This is a genomic window from Shewanella litorisediminis (assembly GCF_016834455.1).
Taxonomy (GTDB): Bacteria; Pseudomonadota; Gammaproteobacteria; order Enterobacterales; family Shewanellaceae; genus Shewanella; species Shewanella litorisediminis.
The window spans coordinates 864,779-883,465 of sequence record NZ_CP069213.1 but is presented as its reverse complement, the minus strand read 5'-3'; the positions used below and the strand labels follow the sequence as shown (position 1 = coordinate 883,465).

18 protein-coding genes and 1 tRNA gene are annotated in these 18,687 nt (G+C 54.1%); 6 read left to right on the top strand and 13 right to left on the bottom strand.

The window, feature by feature from the left end:
- Positions 1 to 109 precede the first annotated feature (109 nt).
- Together rpoD and JQC75_RS03880 are read left to right on the top strand one after the other, a co-directional pair.
- Positions 110 to 1,963 (top strand): RNA polymerase sigma factor RpoD, encoded by a 1,854-nt coding sequence (rpoD, locus tag JQC75_RS03885; RefSeq protein ID WP_203326171.1) that lies wholly within the window; start codon positions 110 to 112, stop codon positions 1,961 to 1,963.
- 190 nt (positions 1,964 to 2,153) lie between these two features.
- A tRNA-Ile gene (locus JQC75_RS03880) sits at positions 2,154 to 2,230 on the top strand.
- 58 nt (positions 2,231 to 2,288) lie between these two features.
- Here JQC75_RS03880 and JQC75_RS03875 read toward each other — a convergent pair.
- Positions 2,289 to 3,659, bottom strand: coding sequence for a class II fumarate hydratase (locus JQC75_RS03875; RefSeq protein ID WP_203326170.1), 1,371 nt, complete (start codon positions 3,657 to 3,659; stop codon positions 2,289 to 2,291).
- Positions 3,660 to 3,857: 198 nt separating this feature from the next.
- A complete protein-coding gene (locus tag JQC75_RS03870) occupies positions 3,858 to 4,196 on the bottom strand; it encodes an FKBP-type peptidyl-prolyl cis-trans isomerase (protein WP_203326169.1) in 339 nt (112 codons plus the stop codon).
- Between the two features lie 248 nt (positions 4,197 to 4,444).
- Between JQC75_RS03870 and JQC75_RS03865 the strand changes: the two genes are divergently transcribed.
- The gene (locus JQC75_RS03865) at positions 4,445 to 5,221 is read left to right on the top strand and encodes a DUF4097 family beta strand repeat-containing protein (RefSeq protein ID WP_203326168.1); all 777 of its coding nucleotides are present in this window, start codon (positions 4,445 to 4,447) and stop codon (positions 5,219 to 5,221) included.
- An 88-nt stretch (positions 5,222 to 5,309) separates the two neighbouring features.
- Here the strand turns inward: JQC75_RS03865 and JQC75_RS03860 are convergent, their stop codons facing one another.
- From JQC75_RS03860 to JQC75_RS03810, 11 genes are all read right to left on the bottom strand, one after another.
- A complete protein-coding gene (locus JQC75_RS03860; RefSeq protein ID WP_203326167.1) occupies positions 5,310 to 5,831 on the bottom strand; it encodes a DUF3833 domain-containing protein in 522 nt (173 codons plus the stop codon).
- Positions 5,819 to 6,370, bottom strand: a complete 552-nt coding sequence (locus tag JQC75_RS03855; protein WP_203326166.1) for a chalcone isomerase family protein — start codon at positions 6,368 to 6,370, stop codon at positions 5,819 to 5,821. The genes JQC75_RS03860 and JQC75_RS03855 overlap by 13 nt, the downstream gene beginning before the upstream one ends.
- Positions 6,361 to 6,870 carry a DUF2878 domain-containing protein gene (locus JQC75_RS03850; RefSeq protein WP_203326165.1) on the bottom strand — a complete coding sequence of 170 codons (510 nt, stop codon included), beginning with the start codon at positions 6,868 to 6,870 and terminating at the stop codon, positions 6,361 to 6,363. Before JQC75_RS03850 ends, JQC75_RS03855 begins: the two co-directional genes overlap by 10 nt.
- Before the next feature lie 23 nt (positions 6,871 to 6,893).
- A complete protein-coding gene (locus JQC75_RS03845) occupies positions 6,894 to 8,123 on the bottom strand; it encodes an SAM-dependent methyltransferase (RefSeq protein WP_203326164.1) in 1,230 nt (409 codons plus the stop codon).
- A 2-nt stretch (positions 8,124 to 8,125) separates the two neighbouring features.
- Positions 8,126 to 8,920, bottom strand: coding sequence for a DUF1365 domain-containing protein (locus JQC75_RS03840; RefSeq protein ID WP_203326163.1), 795 nt, complete (start codon positions 8,918 to 8,920; stop codon positions 8,126 to 8,128).
- Complete coding sequence (locus tag JQC75_RS03835; protein WP_203326162.1) at positions 8,917 to 10,179, bottom strand: NAD(P)/FAD-dependent oxidoreductase; 1,263 nt, start codon at positions 10,177 to 10,179, stop codon at positions 8,917 to 8,919. The genes JQC75_RS03840 and JQC75_RS03835 overlap by 4 nt, the downstream gene beginning before the upstream one ends.
- Positions 10,180 to 10,248: 69 nt before the next feature.
- Positions 10,249 to 11,010, bottom strand: a complete 762-nt coding sequence (locus JQC75_RS03830) for an SDR family NAD(P)-dependent oxidoreductase (RefSeq protein WP_203326161.1) — start codon at positions 11,008 to 11,010, stop codon at positions 10,249 to 10,251.
- Complete coding sequence (locus JQC75_RS03825; protein ID WP_239002076.1) at positions 11,007 to 11,528, bottom strand: nuclear transport factor 2 family protein; 522 nt, start codon at positions 11,526 to 11,528, stop codon at positions 11,007 to 11,009. The genes JQC75_RS03830 and JQC75_RS03825 overlap by 4 nt, the downstream gene beginning before the upstream one ends.
- A gap of 3 nt (positions 11,529 to 11,531) precedes the next feature.
- Positions 11,532 to 12,962 (bottom strand): deoxyribodipyrimidine photo-lyase, encoded by a 1,431-nt coding sequence (phrB, locus tag JQC75_RS03820; protein ID WP_203326160.1) that lies wholly within the window; start codon positions 12,960 to 12,962, stop codon positions 11,532 to 11,534.
- A gap of 27 nt (positions 12,963 to 12,989) precedes the next feature.
- Positions 12,990 to 13,943, bottom strand: coding sequence for a YbgA family protein (locus JQC75_RS03815; RefSeq protein WP_203326159.1), 954 nt, complete (start codon positions 13,941 to 13,943; stop codon positions 12,990 to 12,992).
- Between the two features lie 428 nt (positions 13,944 to 14,371).
- Positions 14,372 to 15,574: an EAL domain-containing response regulator gene (locus JQC75_RS03810; RefSeq protein WP_203326158.1), complete on the bottom strand. Its 1,203-nt coding sequence runs from the start codon at positions 15,572 to 15,574 to the stop codon at positions 14,372 to 14,374.
- Between the two features lie 285 nt (positions 15,575 to 15,859).
- On the opposite strand from JQC75_RS03810, the gene JQC75_RS03805 reads away from it, so the two are divergent.
- From JQC75_RS03805 to JQC75_RS03795, 3 genes are all read left to right on the top strand, one after another.
- Positions 15,860 to 17,158 carry a DEAD/DEAH box helicase gene (locus tag JQC75_RS03805; RefSeq protein WP_203326157.1) on the top strand — a complete coding sequence of 433 codons (1,299 nt, stop codon included), beginning with the start codon at positions 15,860 to 15,862 and terminating at the stop codon, positions 17,156 to 17,158.
- 132 nt (positions 17,159 to 17,290) lie between these two features.
- On the top strand, positions 17,291 to 17,974 hold the full coding sequence (locus JQC75_RS03800) for a peroxiredoxin-like family protein (RefSeq protein ID WP_203326156.1): 684 nt from the start codon (positions 17,291 to 17,293) through the stop codon (positions 17,972 to 17,974).
- Between the two features lie 64 nt (positions 17,975 to 18,038).
- Entirely contained in the window at positions 18,039 to 18,674 is a 636-nt protein-coding gene (locus tag JQC75_RS03795) for a DUF2913 family protein (protein WP_203326155.1), read from the top strand.
- Positions 18,675 to 18,687 lie beyond the last annotated feature (13 nt).

Genomic DNA, 18,687 nt, shown 5'->3' with positions numbered 1-18,687 from the left:
TCCCTCTGGCACAGCCATAGGCAGATGGCTATAATTGACGATTTGCGCGACTTTGTGGTCCGGCCACGGGTGCGCTCGTTGTAACACTTACCCAAATTGGATGATATCTATGGATCATACTCCGCAGTCGCAACTAAAGATGTTGCTCGCCAAAGGTAAAGAGCAAGGTTACTTAACCTATGCAGAAGTGAACGATCACTTGCCTGCAGATATGGTCGACTCTGACCAGATCGAAGATATTATCCAGATGATCAATGACATGGGTATCCGCGTTTTCGAAGAAGCGCCAGATGCCGATGACATGATGATGTCCGAAGACAACACGGACGAAGATGCCGCCGAAGAAGCCGCGGCTGCGCTGGCCACAGTAGAAAGCGAGCTTGGCCGCACCACTGACCCAGTGCGCATGTACATGCGTGAAATGGGTACCGTTGAGCTGCTTACCCGTGAAGGCGAAATCGTTATCGCCAAACGTATCGAAGAAGGCATCAACACCGTTCAAAGCTCTGTGGCCGAATACCCACAAGCTATCTCCATGATCCTGGAGCAATTCGACCAATTCGAAGCAGACGCCATTCGCCTGTCTGACATCATTTCCGGCTTTGTGGATCCCAACGAAGAAGACGTTGGTCCCACCGCGACCCATATCGGCTCTGAACTTTCAGAAGAAGAACTGGAAGACGAAGACGATATTGATGAAGACGAAGATGAAGACGAAGACGGCGACAGCAGCGATGACGACGGCGCCAAAGGCCCGGACCCTGAAGTAGCCCGTGAGCGCTTTGCAGCCCTGCGCGCAGCCTATGACAACGCCCTGAAAGTCATTGACGTTAAAGGTCGTGCCCACCCTGAGTCTACCCGTGCGCTGTTTGAGCTGGGCGAAATCTTCAAAGAATTCCGTCTGGTGCCCAAGCAGTTTGACCGCCTGGTCAAGAGCATGCGCGAGATGATGGACAAGGTTCGTGTTCAGGAACGTCTGATCATGAAGCTGTGCGTTGAACAGGCCAAAATGCCAAAGAAGAATTTCGTTAAACTCTTCACCGGCAACGAAACCGATCTGACCTGGTTCAACAAGGAAATTGAAGCCGGACGCCCCTACTCTGCCGATCTCAAGTCGGTGGAAGAAGATGTTCAGCGTTGCCGCGCCAAACTGGAAGCCATTGAAGTGGAAACCGGTTTGTCCATTGAATCCATCAAGGATATCAACCGCCGCATGAGCATTGGTGAAGCCAAGGCTCGCCGCGCCAAGAAGGAAATGGTTGAGGCCAACCTGCGTCTGGTAATTTCTATCGCCAAGAAGTACACCAACCGAGGCCTGCAGTTCCTTGACCTCATTCAGGAAGGTAACATCGGCCTGATGAAGGCGGTAGACAAGTTTGAATACCGTCGTGGTTACAAGTTCTCCACCTATGCGACCTGGTGGATCCGTCAGGCGATCACCCGCTCTATCGCGGATCAGGCCCGTACCATCCGTATTCCTGTGCATATGATTGAGACTATCAACAAGCTCAACCGTATCAGTCGCCAGATGCTGCAGGAAATGGGCCGTGAACCGTCGCCTGAAGAACTGGCAGAGCGTATGGCCATGCCTGAGGATAAGATCCGTAAGGTACTGAAAATCGCCAAAGAGCCTATCTCCATGGAAACCCCAATCGGTGACGATGAAGATTCGCATCTGGGGGATTTCATCGAGGACACCACCCTCGAGTTGCCACTGGACAGTGCTACCAGCGAAAGCCTCAAGCAGGCTACCCATGAGGTGCTGGCCGGTTTGACTGCCCGTGAAGCCAAGGTACTGCGCATGCGTTTCGGTATCGACATGAACACCGACCACACCCTCGAGGAAGTGGGCAAGCAGTTCGATGTTACCCGTGAGCGTATCCGTCAGATTGAGGCCAAGGCACTGCGCAAATTGCGCCACCCAAGCCGCTCGGAAATCCTCAAATCATTCCTGGATGACTAATCCGGTCTGACGCCATAAAGCCACCCTCGGGTGGCTTTGTTTTTTCTCGGTATTTTTAGTCCGGCTGCCGATGTTGATTACCCAATAACCAATTGAACACCAAGCTGGAATTTTGCGCCATTTGCCCCGTGACAAGGCAAAGCAAAGTTCGTATACTGCAAGCCGCCTTGGGTTCCACCCGGCAATATCCGGCCCCTTAGCTCAGTTGGTTAGAGCACACGACTCATAATCGTTAGGTCCACGGTTCAAGTCCGTGAGGGGCCACCAAATTCAAAACAAAAACGCCTGCGACAGCAGGCGTTTTTGTTTTGGGTTCATACCTTTATCATTCTCCGGTCAGTCGTACCGGGTCAAGCAACCTCGCCAGCTCTTCAGCGTCTATGTCGGTCATTTCCAGCGCCACCTCCAATATGGGCCGACCTTCAGCGTAGGCTCTCTTGGCAATTTCGGCCGCACTGGCATATCCCACGATGGGATTCAGCGCCGTCACCAAAATCGGGTTTCGGCCAAGCTCCTTTGCCATGCGCGTTTCGCACACCTCAAACCCATTGATGGCCTTGTCAGCGAGATCCGTCATTGCATGGGTCAAAAGCGCAAGCGATGAGAGTAGATTTTGCGCAATCACTGGCAACATCACATTGAGCTCAAAGTTACCCGACTGCCCCGCCACGGTAATACAGGCATCATTGCCGATTACCTGCGCTGCGGCCATGGCAACGGCTTCCGGGATAACGGGGTTAACCTTACCGGGCATAATCGATGAGCCGGGCTGCAGCGCAGGTAAACGAATCTCACCAAGACCTGCAAGCGGCCCCGAGTTCATCCACCGTAAATCATTGGCTATCTTCATTAATGTGACAGCGAGCGCCTTAAGCTCACCGGATAGAGCCACCGCCGTATCCTGGCTGGCGATGGCAGTAAAAAGATGGGGCGCGGGCTGAAATGCCAGCCCCGTGAGCAGATTCAGCTCATGGCAAAACGCCTGGGGAAAACCCGGCGCGGCGTTAACGCCCGTCCCCACAGCAGTGCCGCCCTGGGGCAGCTGCCAGAGTGAAATGAGCTGCGACTGCAATTGCAGCTCCCTGGCATCCAACTGGCTCGCCCAGGTTTCGAGGCTCTGGCTCAAGCGCACCGGCATGGCATCCATCAGATGGGTACGCCCGGTTTTCACTATGCCTTGCACGCTGGCCGCCTTGGTTCTGATGCATGCTTTCAGATGCACCAAGGCTGGCAACAGGGCCTTGGTCAATAAGCTTGCCGACGCCACCTGAATACAGCTTGGAATGACATCGTTGCTGCTCTGCCCAAGGTTTACCTCGTCATTGGCGCTGACAAGTCGACCGAGACGCTCTGAGGCAAGGCGGGCCAGTACCTCATTGGCATTCATGTTGCTGCTGGTACCTGAGCCGGTTTGAAACACATCCACAGGGAAGTGCTGCATCAGCGATTTATCCTGGCGTAAAGATAAGGCCGCCTCAGAGATGGCCAGGCCACTATCGCCCTCAAGCACGTCCAATTGGCTGTTGGCTCGGGCAGCAGCGGCCTTTATCAGCAATAGCGCGTCGATAAACGCCTTTGGCATCGGCTGGCCACCAATGGCAAAGTTGTTCAGCGCCCGTTGAGTTTGGGCGCCATAGAGTGCCTCGGCGGGTACCGAAACCTCGCCCATGCTGTCTTTTTCAATCCGGCTATCCATAATAACGTCCTGTTTGCGAAGGGCTTGTGCCAGTTACCTGACCGCAAGGCTCAAGACATGGCCAGAGAACTATCCTGCCAAGCTGATAACAAAAACATCGTTGTTATATCAGTGTACGCCAAGGACCGGAGCCTGGCCGCCCCATTCGCAGATACAAAAAAGCCCATGGGAACATGGGCTTCTATAGTGTGAGACGGTTCAGTCATCCCGGGTCAATACTTCCAGCAGTTCAATCTCGAAGGTCAAATCCGAGTTTGGCGGGATCATGTTGCCAATCTGGCGCTCGCCATAGGCCAAATGCGATGGCACCTGTAGCCGACGTTTACCACCAACCTTCATGCCCATGATGCCCTGATCCCATCCCTTGATAACCCTGCCAGTGCCTATCACACACTGAAACGCCTGGCCTCTGTCATGGGAGGAATCAAACTGGGTGCCATCGGCGAGCCAGCCCCGATAATGGGTGGTAATAAGCGCGCCCTTTACCGCCGCCTTACCCTCGCCCTCAATCACATCTTCTATCAGGAGTTCAGACATAAAGACTCTTCTTTAACAGCAAACAAAGCCTGAGTGTACCACAGCAGATAACGGACACTCAGCCCTCAGCGGACACTCAAGGTGTCCGAAAGTGGTGAATTCGACCAACTGATAGTGTCCGGCCGGACAAACATCCACGAACGAAAAATCAAATACTCATCATATCAATAACTTAAAAACTGGCACGTTACCTGCTAATTAACAAAATAACGCTCAGTTCACAGTAGATAAAAGAACAAGGAATTCACATGAAAATCATCGCGTCTCTCACTGCTTTATCCCTGGTATTCGCTTCAGCCGCCGCCCTGGCCGATGAACGCCAACAGCTGTCGGTATCGGCCAATGGGCTGACAAGCCTTAATGTAGAAGCGGGCGCTGGCAGTTTTAAGCTCACCGGTAGCGACACCAGCGAAGTACTGGCTGTAGCCGACATCTACCATCCCAAAGGTGAAAAGCCCGAATTTACCCTTGAAGTGCGGGGTTCAACCGCTTATCTGGTGGCTAAATTTCCCGAGTCCTACTCATTTTCAGGCAAATCACCCTACATCAATGTCACTGTGACTGTGCCCCAATCCATGATGCTGGACATCAAAGATGGCTCCGGCGACATCGACATCCGTGGCCTGACAAGTGATATCCGGGTGAACGATGGCTCTGGCAATCTCGTTATCGAGGGAGGCAATCAGGTATCCATCAATGACGGCTCAGGGGATCTTACCCTCACCAACAGCGCTGGTGGTGTCGATATCAACGATGGCTCTGGCAATATCACTGTCTCCGACATTTCAGGCAGCGCCGATATCAATGATGGTTCCGGAGATATCAGGGTAACGGGAGTCATGGGGAATGCCAAAATCCAGGATGGTTCTGGCAATATCTTCGTTGATCAAACCAAAGGCAAGGTCGAAATCACCGACGGCTCGGGCAATATCAACGTCAAAAACGCCGGTGGCCTGATTATCCACTCAGATGGCTCAGGCAGCGTTAATACCGCCAATATTCAAGGGGATGTAATCCTTCGCTAAGCTCCGTTTTGCAGTATCGTCTTCCCGGCGCTGAAGCGGTCCAGGGCTTGCCTTGGCCGTTTCGGCCCACCCTCAACTTTCAATGTATTCAGCGCTTGCGGATAACCAGGGTAACCTCGCCGACAGTGATGCCAAACTTATTGATATCGCTTTTGTTAAGCAGCGTGTTTTCATCAATCAGATAGAGCCAGTCATCGAAGGCAACATCGACCTCACTGCCATCCACAGTGAGGCGCATATCGTAACGCCAGCGCAGGGCAAAGCCTTCTAACTGCCCTTCGGCAGTTCCAAGAATATCATCGGCACGTCCAAGCCAGCGGCCCCCGCCCAGGGGTTCGAGCTGCCACACCCGTCGCTGCTTTTCACCATCATCAAACACAAAGTCTTCTTCGAGGATAATGCGATTACCCTCAAGTCGCCCCAGCATGGTAACCACAAAGCGTCGCGTCACCTTGCCACTCATATCCTGCACCATGCCATGGGCATCCAGCTCACCCACAAAAAAGGTGTCCAGTTTAAGCTCATTGTTCATGGTGCGATAATCGTCGATATCGGCGCTCTCGCAGCCCAAAAGCAAGGTGGCCGATAACAGCAAGGCTAGCAATCGCATGAGGTTTCTCCCAAAAGCTGTGCCCTTAACGTGGGCTCACTGGTGTCGTCACGAAGCCAAATACCCAAAAAGGCCTGCATGAGTCCGTTATCATTCACGCTGCCAAGGGATTGGCCGTTATGGAAAAATTCGCCATGGCTCGCGTCACTGGCCACAAGCAGCAGGGTGTCACCGGGCCGTACATCCACCCACAGGGGCGCGAGTTTAGCCAAAAACGCCTTCACCTGAGCCTCGCTCATGCCCTGCTTTTGCCACTCGCTACCTGTGGCTTCCAGCAAATCTTTCGCCTCTATCTCCCGCGAGTATTGGATTTCAAGTGCCAGCGGATAACGGCCAGCCTGATAGCGACCATCGACTGAATAGAGGCTGGCATGGTAAAGCTCAAGCCAAAGCCAGGTCATTTTGCCTTTGCCAACACGGCTCATGCCATCAAGGGGGTTATCCGCACTGACGGAGGCGCCCGAAAAGGAACTGAGCGCGACCAGCAGTAGCGCACCTGATAACCTTTTAAATGCTTTGCTCGCTGATGTTATCGCCATGATAGGTAGTCTCCGTTGCCTGGCAGCCTTTGCTGCAGCCAAAAGAATCCGGGAATAATCGCCCCCCAAAGGGGCGCAATGAGCAGGAAGGTAAGCAGATTGCCAAGGGGCATCACCACGGCGCCAAGCTCAGCCCCGGCAATATAGCTGCCTGCACCGCCGAACACACCGGTAAACACCTGCACCCACATGGGCTGCTTGCCAAGCCAGGCGAGACAATGGCCCATGGCCAGTAAAAAATGCAGCCACAGCAGCATCAGCCACACTGGCATGGCGCTGAACTCATACACACCTGCGTACATCAGCAGGGTGTCCATGGTCATGCCAATCAGCGCTAGGGGCAGCAGCTGAAAGTCCTTAAGTCTTGTGGGACTTAACACAAAGTGCACCATCAGCAACAGACACAGCCAAATAAGTCCCTGACCGCGTTCAAGAACCGCAAGCCACCAGGCTGCGGTGTAAATGGCTGCGCTGACGAGCAAAAACCATCGCTGTGACATAGGGGCTCCAGTATGTCGGTGACCTAGGGGCGCCAGCCCGGTCTTGCAGCCACCAGATGCACAGCACTGGTGGTACGCTCCCAAAAGCCACCCTCGCAGTAGCTCAGGTAAAACTTCCACAAGCGGATAAATCGCTCGTCGTAACCCAGAGCACGAATCTGCGGCAGCTCTTGGTCAACATTCTCGTGCCAGTGCTTCAGGGTACGGGCGTAATCTTCGCCAATATCATCCAGGCTCAGCATCACCATGTCGGTGCGCTGGGCAATCAGGTTTGCCATGCGGCTTACAGAAGGTAAACAGCCGCCGGGGAAGATGTATTTTTGAATAAAGTCACAGCCTTTGCGGTAGCTCTCATACCTTTGGTCGGCAATGGTGATGGCCTGCAGCAGCATCAAACCATCGTCTTTGAGCAGGCTCTCGAGCTTGGTAAAGAAGCCCGGCAGGTATTCATGGCCCACGGCTTCAATCATCTCAATGGATACCAGACGGTCGTATTTACCCTCAAGCAGGCGATAGTCCTTTTTAAGCAGGGTTATTTGCCCCTCAAGCCCAGCCTCGCGAATGCGTGCGAGGGCGTAGTCATGCTGGGCATCGGAGATGGTGGTCGTGGTGACCTTGGCCCCATAATGGGTTGCTGCGTAGATGGCAAGGGCTCCCCAGCCGGTACCGATCTCCAGGAGTTCCATACCCGGAGCAAGCTTCAAGCGCTCACAAATCGTGGCGAGCTTATGCTGCTGAGCCGCCTCCAGGGTTGCGTTCACATCCGGATAGATGGCCGACGAATAGAGCATGGATTTGTCGAGAAAACATTCATACAGGGCGTTGCCCAAATCATAATGGGCCAGAATGTTGCGTTTTGAACCTTCAATGCTGTTGCGACTGAGCAGATGGCTGATGCGATTGGTGACACCCGACAGGAAGGCAAAGCGTTTCTCGAGACGGTCGAGCAGCGGCAGATTGGCGGCAAAGAGACGCACCACCTCGGTCAAATCCGGGCTGTCCCAGTGGCCATCAATGAAGGACTCCCCCGCCCCCACAGAGCCTGACAGCAAAACTTCGCGAAAAAATCGGGGCGACTTCACGTGGATAACCGCCTGTGGTCCCTGATGACTGCCAAATACCAGGGTTTCGCCATCACAAATCAGTCGGAGGCCACCGTAAGACAAGCCTTTCAGGGCGGTCAGCAAAATGCGTTGGGCCAACGATTCCAGCGTCGATGAAGTGCTCTTATTGGCAACTGCGGTATTGTCCATGATTATTTCTCCACCGGCCCGGGGTGGGCCACAAAAGTCACACCTTTTCGAAACAGGCTCAGGGCCTGCCGATAAATGCCATACAGGATATAAGCTGTAAGTATAGGAAAACGTTTAATAAAAAGTTTTAGACCTGCCTTATCAAAGGCCTGCCCACGGAGCTGTAACCCGGCACGAAAGAGCCGCTCGCCCCCTTCTCGCTCGTTATCAATTTGCAGCCGAAAGCGTTCATTGTTGGCGTCGACCTGCCAGCGGTAACGCATATCCAGGCTCATAAAGGGCGAGACATGAAACACCTTGTCGTTTACCGCCTGGCCCTTGTCGTGTGCCTCGGTTACATCAACCAGATAACAATGGCGCTCGTTCCAGGGGGTGTTACTCACTTCCGCGAGCAGGTAACGCTGCTCATCGCCACTGCACAAAAAGAAGAAGTTCACCGGGCTGAAATAAAAACCAAAGTGGCGCACCTGCCCGGCAAACACCACCCGATTAAGCTCACCTTCAGCGCCAAGCTCCCGGGCTTTTATGAGCGCCCGCTGTTTTAATGACTGCACGGCCTGTTCGGCGCTTTCTTCTTTGCCCCGTTGCAAAGCAGCCGGTGCCTTTGAAATCAGATAATCGCCTGCGCGAAATCGCAGCGGCCGAAACCATGACAGGCCAAACACAGCACTCAATCTGGCAAGTCTTGGCAGCTCGTCCAGATCCATCACCAGCATCGCCATGGGGTAACTGAAGCTGTGGCGCACCGCCCCCAGCCGCTGATGACTCACATGGCCAAAAAAGATGCCGCTGTTCATGCGCTCTCCAGGCTGACACCAAAGCGCTGGCAAACATCCAGGGCGCTTCTTACGCCATCTTCATGGAAGCCGTTGTACCAGTAAGCACCCGCAAAATGGGTATGCTGCTGTCCGCAGATATCCATCCTGCGTGCCTGTGCGGCCATGGCGGCCGAGGAAAATACCGGATGTGCATAACTGAACTGGCGCAGAATTTTGTCTTTGGCGATGGCCTCGGTCTGATTGAGGGTCACCATAAAGTCAGGAGAGCCCGCCGGCAGCCTTTGCAGGGTGTTCATATGATAGGTCACGGCTGCGGGGCGCTGATTATCTTCATCGAGGCGATAGTTCCAGCTGGCCCAGGCGGCTTTGCGTTTTGGTAACAGCCCTGTGTCTGTGTGCAGTACCACGTCGTTGCGTCTGTAGGGCAAGGCGCCAAGCACCGCCCGCTCGGCATCTGAGGCATCGGTGAGCAGCTTCAGCGCCTGATCGCTGTGACAGGCAAGCACCAGCTCATCAAATTCATGCCAATCCTGGCCGTTTGTCTGAATGGACACCCCTTCAGCATGGCGCTTTACCGCGGTCACTGGAGTAGAGAGATGAATACGCTCGGCAAAAGGTGCCACCAGCGCCGGAATGTAGCTGCGTGAGCCGCCCTTGAGCACATACCACTGAGGGCGGTCGCTGACATTCAGCAGGCCGTGGTTGTGGAAAAAGCGCAGGAAAAACTTAAGCTCGAAGGCCGCCATATCATCCAGGCTCGATGACCAGATGGCTGCGCCCATGGGCAATATGTAGTGCCGTGCAAAAAAGTCTGAAAATTGCTCTTTCGCCAACAATTCCCCTAGGGTATTACAGGGGTATTGCCCGGACTCAATACAGGCTTTACCAAGCTTATTAAACCTGATGATTTCCTTCAGAAATCCCCAAAATTTTGGGCTGAACAAGTTACGCTTTTGAGCAAACAAGGTAGCCAGCGTATGGCCGTTATACTCAAGGCCACTGTCGAGGTTGTGAACCGAAAAACTCATTTCGGTGGGAATGCTTGTCACCGACAGCCGTGACAACAGCTTCTGAAAGTTGGGATACGTTCTGTCGTTGAAGACGATAAAGCCTGTGTCTATCGCATAGTCTTTTCCATCGACAGTGACATCCACGGTAGCCGTGTGGCCACCGAGGTAATCATTGGCCTCAAACAGACTCACCTCATGCTGACCGGAGAGCAAATGGGCTGTGGTGAGGCCGGAAATTCCCGAGCCGATAACGGCAATTCTTTTCATCTCATCTTCCAGTGGTGATTTATAAAAAGCGCAAAAGGACTTAAATCGATTAATACTGCCCGCCTCACGTCAGGCGGACTGGCGCCTGATGTTGCTTTTGGCAATAAGGCCCCACACAGCACCCGGCAGCAAGGCAAGCAGCCGCATAGGCCACAACAACCTGCGCGGGAACTGGATCCGGTCTTTACCGCGGGAAAGCCCATGAACAATGCGCCGCGCCGCATCTTCCACTTCAATCCTCCCCGGCATGGGGAAATCGTTTTTGTCGGTCAGAGGCGTACGCACGAAGCCTGGCTCAATCAGGGACACGCCAATATCATCGGGTGCCAGATGCAATCGTAACGTGCTTGCCAGATACGCCAGCGCCGCCTTGGAGGCGCCGTACGCTTCGGCCCGGGGCAGCGGCAAGAGCGCTGCACTTGAGCCCATCAGTGCCAGCCTGCCCTTGGCAGCCAATGCAGGCAAGAAGGCCTCCAGGCAGAACCCCACTGAAATCAGATTGGTTTCTATCACTCTGGCGAAGAGTTTGCCGTCGAAGACCTTGGGGTTATCTATGTACTCGCAACTGCCTGCATTCAGGATAATGAGGTCAAGTTCGCCATCCAGAGACGAAGCGGCCTCAAGGCAGGCAAGCCTGTCAGACACGTTAAAGGTCAGCGTAGAAAGTTGACAGGCAAATCGCGGGTGGGCCTCAAGAATCGCATCCAGGCGCGCCTTATCACGGCCACAGGCAACCACCTGCCATCCTGATTTAAGGTATTCCAGCGCCAGCGCCTTCCCTATGCCTGAGCTGGCCCCCGTGATCAGTACACGACCGCTCAGCATGTTCATGACCTGCCCGCCCTGTTTTTAACCAGCCGCACCAAAGCGCCAAGGCCGGGAATATGTTCATAGAGCATAGCGCCCATATCAAAATAGTCGCGGTGGAAGTCTACCTTGTCGCTGTAACCAATCTGGCTTACCCCCTCCACGCTGATGGGTTTACCACCTGCCAGTTTGGGGTGGGCAAAGGTCATGGTCCACACCAGTGTGGCCTGCGCGCCATCATCCATCACGTGATGAAAAACAAAGTCTATGCTGCTGAGGTTTTGATACAGATTGGCAAAATACCCCTTGAGGAGCGAAAGCCCTTCGATACGATGCATGGGGTCGCAAAACACCACTGCGTCGCTGTAAACCTCGTCGAGCAGCGCAAGGTTATGGGCACCCAGCTTTTGATAAAGGGCCATCAGCTTTTCAACGGGCTCCGACAACGGTTCAGCGAGACTGCTTTGCTCATGCTTACGCATATCAAACAGACTCTCGTCCAACGAACCCTTATCAACCGAACTGCGCACACCTGCATTCATTCCCTAACCCTTCTTCATCACGGCCATCACATCCAGCGCCCTTGAACGGGCACTGCTGTGCTCAACTATCGGAGACGGATAGCCACTGTTATCAAACAGCCCCGGCCCACTTGCCTGATGCAGCGACTTGGTTGGCCACTGCGCGATTTCTGGTAAGTATTTACGGATAAAGCGAGCGTCGGGATCAAATTTTTCCGACTGACTCATAGGGTTAAAGATCCGAAAGTAAGGCTGGGCATCACAGCCTGTACCCGCGGCCCACTGCCAGCCACCGTTGTTGGCCGCAAGGCAGCCATCGATTAGCTGATCGCGAAAATAACGCTCACCCCAGCGCCAATCGATAAGCAGATGCTTGGTCAGAAAGCTGGCAACTACCATTCTCAGACGATTGTGCATCCAGCCGGTTTGGTGCAGTTGCCGCATGGCTGCATCCACCAGCGGATAGCCGGTGCGGCCGCTCTTCCATGCCTCGAACTCTTTTTCATCATTGCGCCAGCGAATGCCGTCACCCAGAGGATTAAAATTCCTTGCCATACTGAGGCTTGGGAAGGCCACCAGCAGGTGACGGTAGAATTCGCGCCACACCAACTCGTTAAGCCAAGTGCGTGCCGGTGAAGATTCATTCACAAAAACGTCGGGAAAGTCTTCCAAAATCGCCGCCAGACATTGACGGGGTGATATCACGCCGAGCGCCAGAAAAGGGGATAAACTGCTGGTACCATCGATGGCGGGAAAGTCGCGTTTCTCACCGTAGCGGGCCATGGCAAGCTCCCGAAAGCGAGACAGCTTTTCCAGGGCCGCATCCTGGCCGGCAGGCCATTTATCAAGAGCCGGGTCATCCTGTGTTGTGGCCCCCCAAAAGTCGAAGGGGGCAAACTCCAATGGCTCGGCCACAGACGTGGGCGCAGGAATGGGCCACAGCGGACGGGAGGCGGCGATTTCACGCCAGCGGCGGGCAAAGGGCGTAAATACCCGGTACATGGCGCCGCCCTGGTCACGCTGCGCTTGAGTGACCACGCTGCCCGGGGGCAAGATGCAGTGCTCATCTGTCAGATGCAGCGGGAAGCCTTTATCCAGAAGCGCCTGATCGCGCCTGCGCTCATCAATCTCGATTTGAGCCCCGGCAAAGATACTGGAGATGCTGTTTTCTTTACAAAAGGCCTTGAGGGCGGCGGCAGTTTGATTAAAAAAGTCTACCTTCAACAGGGAGAGTTGAATGCCGAGAAGCCCCAGCTCCTTCCCCAGCACATTCAGGTTCGCCAGCAAAAAACGCTGCTGGCGCACTCCCATATCGTGTAATTGCCACTGACACGGGCTGGCAATAAAGAGCGCATACAGCTTTCCGCCACGAGCCTTGGCATCCTCACACGCCAGCGTCAGTGCCTGGTTATCGATGGTGCGCAGGTCCTGCCGGAACCAGACAAGTGTATTCATTCTTTTTCACCGTTTTTCAGTATCTTGTCAGTAAGCATATCGCAACCGCAGGGAATCCGGATGCGGATTCAGGTACACCTGTGAGGCAATGTAGTCATTGGGGTGCTCCCGCAGGTAATGACGGATAAGGGTAATAGGCACCAATAGCGGTTGTACCCCCTGGCGATACGCAAGAATGGCATCGCTGAGCTCTGCTTTCTGGCTGCCGGAGAGAAACTTTTTGAAATAGCCCTGAATGTGCTGCAGCGCACTGGTGTGGTTGCGACGGCTCGCCTTTTGCTCAAGCGCCGACATAAAACCATTAAAGTAAGCCTCGGCCACGGCCTCGAGCTCCCCCTCACCAGCAAGCAGGGGGCCAAGGGTGCGGTAGATAGCAGGGCTGTGGGATAACAGCAGATACTTGTAACGGGCGTGAAAGTCGGTCAACGCCTTGCGACTGAGGCCCTTTAACCGCATGCAATGCCAATCATGATAGGCATAGACCCGGGTGAAAAAGTTTTCCCGTATGACAAGGTCATGCAACCGGCCTTCTTCTTCCACCGGTAAATGGGGGAAACGCTTCATCAGCGCCGCCGCGAATACGCCAACGCCTTCCTTAAAGCCGCCGCTGCCGTCTGCCTTGTATACAGGCACCCGCTCCATCCCGCAGGTCGGCGACTTGGCACAAAAGAGGTAGCCGCTGAGGAAACCAAGTCCATCGGCTTTCTGATCGCAAAAGGCCTGCAGCGGCTCAGTGACATCCAAACTGCCATCGGCACTTCGAACCCGGATTTCCCCGTCGATACGCACCTGACGGATGCTTTTGCGCGGCGCGCCCATGCCAATGGCCATCTCGGGGCACACGGGTACAAAATCGAAATGTGGCTTCAGCTCCTGCTGGCAGTAAGCAGAGTTTTTGTGGCCGCCATCAAAGCGCACTTTTTCCCCCAGCAAGCAAGCGCTGATCCCAATTTGTATCCGGTCAGGATTGAATTTGTGCATAGTGCGTCTCCCGAAAGTTTTGATGGTTTTACAATGCCTTGTTCAAGATACGTGGCAAGAAGAAAAAGAGATCACTGAAACGCGCCGGAGCAATGCTTTTATCGCTATGCACCAACACGTTTGGGGTTCAGCGGGTGGCCTCTCATCATTGCACGCCCCAATCACCCAATCACCCAATCACCCAATCACCAGCTGACATGGACAAAAAGTAGCTTGGACATCAAGTGTCCCGGACTTAACGAAGCTTACGCTCTGGCAGGTATCATCGATGTTGAGACATCGAGTAGACCAACAGGTTGAATCGACCAGCAGGCTCAGATCAACGGATGCAGCGCCAGCGCACTGAACCAGAGACATGCCATTCGCTGCTTCATCCCATGGCATTCATCCATTATTACCCGGCTGTCAGTCGCGTCTGCCAATAGCCCCTAGGCCTCAAACGCTACCCGTTGACGAGCTTTCAACCAACGAACCAATTCACCAAGGGGTTTGGGCCGGCATACCAAAAAGCCCTGAACTATCAGGTTGGGGATCGATTGAAGATAGTGATAGTCTCTGGGATCTTCCACGCCTTCGGCGACCACAGATACCCCCAATTGCCGGCCTATTTCCAAAAGTGACTTCAGAATGGTCTGCGCCAATGGGTCCATGTGAATTCCCCGCACCAGACTCATATCCAACTTAAGCTCACTGATGGGCAGCCGGCATATCTGACTCAAGTTGGTATAGCCGGTGCCAAAATCATCGATGGCCACACCAAAATTGTGCAGCCGCAACCGTGAGATACCTGAATGTTGTGACTGTTTATCAAGCGCTTGATTTTCAGTAATTTCTTCCGTCACCCTGCTGATATCCACCTGCCATTTGTGGCAAAAGCTCAGCAGGCGACCAGGCCAATAACTCTGTCCAAGCTGGGCTGGAGTAAGATTAATAGACAAACGGGCGTGACTGCATTCTGGCTGACGGCTTATTTCTGCCCACTGCTTCAGGGCGAACCCAATCAGCTGTTCAGACACCGCGTTTAGCAGGTTGTGGCGCTCGGCCACCGCCATAAGGCTTTCCGGCGTCATCAGCTGCAAGTGCGCCCCCTGTTGCATGCGGCAAAGCACCTCAAAGCCTTCGATGCGGCCTGTGCCCACTTCCACCTGGGGTTGGTAGTAAGGCACCACTTTACGCTGCATGATGGACTCCCGCAGCGATTGCAACGTCATGGCAGGTCTAGAGGTTTTCAGCTCCGGCGCCATCAAAAGCAAGCGCTCGATACAGATCTGCAGCTGGGCTTGACACACAGGCTTCATCAGGGCACCCAGCAGCCGTAAATGGGCTCCCAAAACTATCTGAGAGGCTGCTTCTATGATGCGGCTCTCCATGCCAGAGGCGATGATGACGCCGCCCCGATATTCAAGACCCGATAACCGTGACAACAGCTCAATGCCGTCCATACCCGGCATATGCAGGTCAACCACCAGAATCTGATATCTGTTTCTGTTTCTGTGCTCCCGAAGGCGCTGTAATGCCTCAGTGCCATCATGACAGTAGTCCACGCTGGTCACATTCAGTTCGCTGAAATATTTCGACAATAGCTGGCAGTAACTGAGTGAATCGTCAATGATGAGCACATTCAAAGACATGGCATGACTCCGGACAGAGTGGGTCCCGGGCCACGAGAAGAGCAGTTTCATCCGTGAAACCCATGATGGACATTCAGTTTTTGGGTAACGCCCTAACGCCCACGTTATGTTCCAAGCCTAGTTCAGCGATGACCCAAGTCAAACCCCGGGGCGTTAGACAAAAGTGGAGGCTACGGGCAAAAAATCTGCTATACTTCGCGCCCCTTTGTGAAAAGGCATATTCCGACCAAGGTGCCTCACTTACAAAAAGCCCTTGTGAATCGTCTATTTACGCCAGGAATCATCATGAAATTCGAATCCTACAGTTTTGCCCCCGAAATACTGCAAGCCCTCGCCGAATGTGGTTATGAAACCATGACACCCATTCAGCGGCTGGCCATTCCCCCTGTCCGTCGCGGTCAGGACGTATTGGCTTCTGCCCAAACGGGAACCGGGAAAACTGCGGCTTTCGCATTGCCAATCCTGCAAAAGCTGCTGGACACGCCCAAGGCCAGGGAAGCGACCAAGACCCGCGCGCTGATCCTTGCCCCTACCCGCGAACTGACAGAGCAGATTGCCAACAATATCAAGGCCTATGCCAAGCATCTTGATATGGCCGTCACCACGGTATTCGGTGGTGGTAAAACCGATGTTCAGGCGCAAAAGCTGCGTAAAGGCACAGATATCATAGTGGCCACACCGGGACGCTTGCTCGAGCATTTGCTGGCGGGCAACCTGTCGTTGGCCGCCGTTGAATTTTTAGTGTTGGATGAAGCCGACCGTATGCTGGATATGGGCTTTATCGCCGACATCCAAAAGCTCATCCAGGCCTGCAATAAAGAACGCCAGACCCTGATGTTCTCTGCCACCTTCTCCGGTGGTGTGCGCAAGCTTGCCGATGAGATCATGAAAAAGCACACTGTGCTGACCGCCGACAGACACAATACCGCCGCCACGACTGTGAGCCAGGTGGTGTATCCGGTGGAACAGCGCCGCAAGCGCGAGCTGCTGTCTGAACTTATTGGCCGCAAAAACTGGCAACGGGTGCTGGTGTTCTCGGCAACCCGCGAAGACTGCGAGAAGCTCACCGAAGAGCTGAACCTCGACGGCATCCCAAGCGCGGTGATCCACAGCGAAAAGGCCCAGGGCACCCGCAGAAGAGCACTGAAAGACTTTACCGAAGGCAAAATTCGGGTGCTGGTATCCACAGAAGTGGCTGCCCGGGGGCTGGACATTCCCGACCTTGAGTATGTGGTTAACTTTGACCTGCCCTTCCTGCCGGAAGACTATGTGCACCGGGTTGGCCGCACCGGCCGTGCCGGTAAGAGTGGCGTTGCCATCAGCTTTGTCAGCCGCGAAGAAGAGCGTACCCTCGCCGACATCGAAAAACTCATTGGTCAGCGTCTTAAGCGCATCGTAATGCCGGGCTATGAAGTATCCAACCGCGACCTGCTGTTAAAACAGCTGCAAAAGCGTCGCAGCTTCGCCAAAAAGACCCGGGTTGAGAGTGACGCCATCGCCCAGGTTGCTGCCGAAAAGAGCATGGCCGGACGTCGCGTTAAAGTGAAAGTCGGCTCAACCGGAAACACCAAAAAAATCAAATAAGCACCCGGTGCCATTGATTCAACATAAAAGCGGCTGTGAGGCCGCTTTTATTTTTCCTTTTACACACTCACCTGTAAGACATTGCCACTGCCGCCGGTCTTTGGAGATACCTCCAGTCACCAAAGGTTTGTCATGAAATCCATCCCCCTGTTTTTACATCAACTCTTATCTGCCCGGCTTACATTCAGTTTACTGGCCTGTATCCTGTCTTTGGGTCTTATTCAGCCCGGTCTGGCCAATCCCATTGCCGCAGACGAAGTGTCTGTTGCGCCGCTGCTGAATGGCGAAACCATTCCCGATATCCAGCTCACCGACAGCAAAGGCCAATCGGTCAGCCTGAAGGCGCTGAGTGCGGAAAAACCCACAGTGTTCTTTTTCTACCGTGGCGGCTGGTGCCCCTTTTGCAACAACCAGATGGGACAGTTGAAAGAAATTGAACCCAGGTTGATTGAACTTGGCTATCAGCTGGTGGGAATAAGCCCTGACAGCCCCGAAAAGCTCGCCGCCGCGGCGGGAGAACGTAAGCTCGAATACCTGTTGTTGTCCGATGCCAACATGGAAGCAGCCAAGGCCTTTGGTCTGGCGTTTTTCACCAGCGAAAAAACCACCCAAACCTACCTGAGCCGAATGAAACTTGAAAACCCGCTGTTCAAAACCCCTGAAGGCGATGAGCGTTTGGTGTTGCCGGTTCCCGCTGTATACATCACGGATACCCAGGGCCTCATTCACTTTCAGTACGTCAACCCCAATTTCCGGGTCAGGCCTGCCCCCAGGCTTATCCTGACGGCGGCTGAGCTTGCCCGCCAGCAGGGATAAAGCCGCTTTACAGCGCCAATTCGGCGTCCTTACAATAAGCAGCCTTTCAATGATGGATATGCTTATGTCGACGCCGAATTACAACGCTTCTCTGCTGGCCATGGCCACCGCCGCCCTGAACGCTCTGGATGCATCCCATGCCGGAGCGGCCCACGCCACCGAAGCGCAGCAAAGCCACTTCCTGTGTAACTGGATGGCTCAGGCATTAAAAGACAAACACTACGATAAAGCCATTGCCGGAGAACTCACCCTCTGGGTGCGTCAGGGACGCAGCCTGGGTGCATCGGCCCAGCTCAAGCGATTGCTGCAAACCATTCGTCATCAGTATTCCACGCTGGCTGAGCACACCAGCGGACTCGGCAGCGCCCTTGCTGCCATGCTGGAAGAAGCCCGGCAGCAGGACATCATTGTCTACACTGACACCCCTATCAAAACCAAGCTTAAGCTCGATGCCGATGGCCAGTCGTCCATCATCGTTTGCGCCGATGAATATCAGCAGCACATTCAGGATGGCGAGCTCATCAAGCCCATCAGCCTGTTTGTTCGTGCTGACGAAAAGTACCTTGCCAACCTTGCATTCAGTCATGGACTCATGCTGACACAAGGCGATAAAAAATCGTCACTTATCAAACATCACAAGAGCTATAGATTGTTTCCCAAAAACAATCTGCCTTCTTTGGCCCTGCTGACATTTCATTAACAAAAGCGTACAG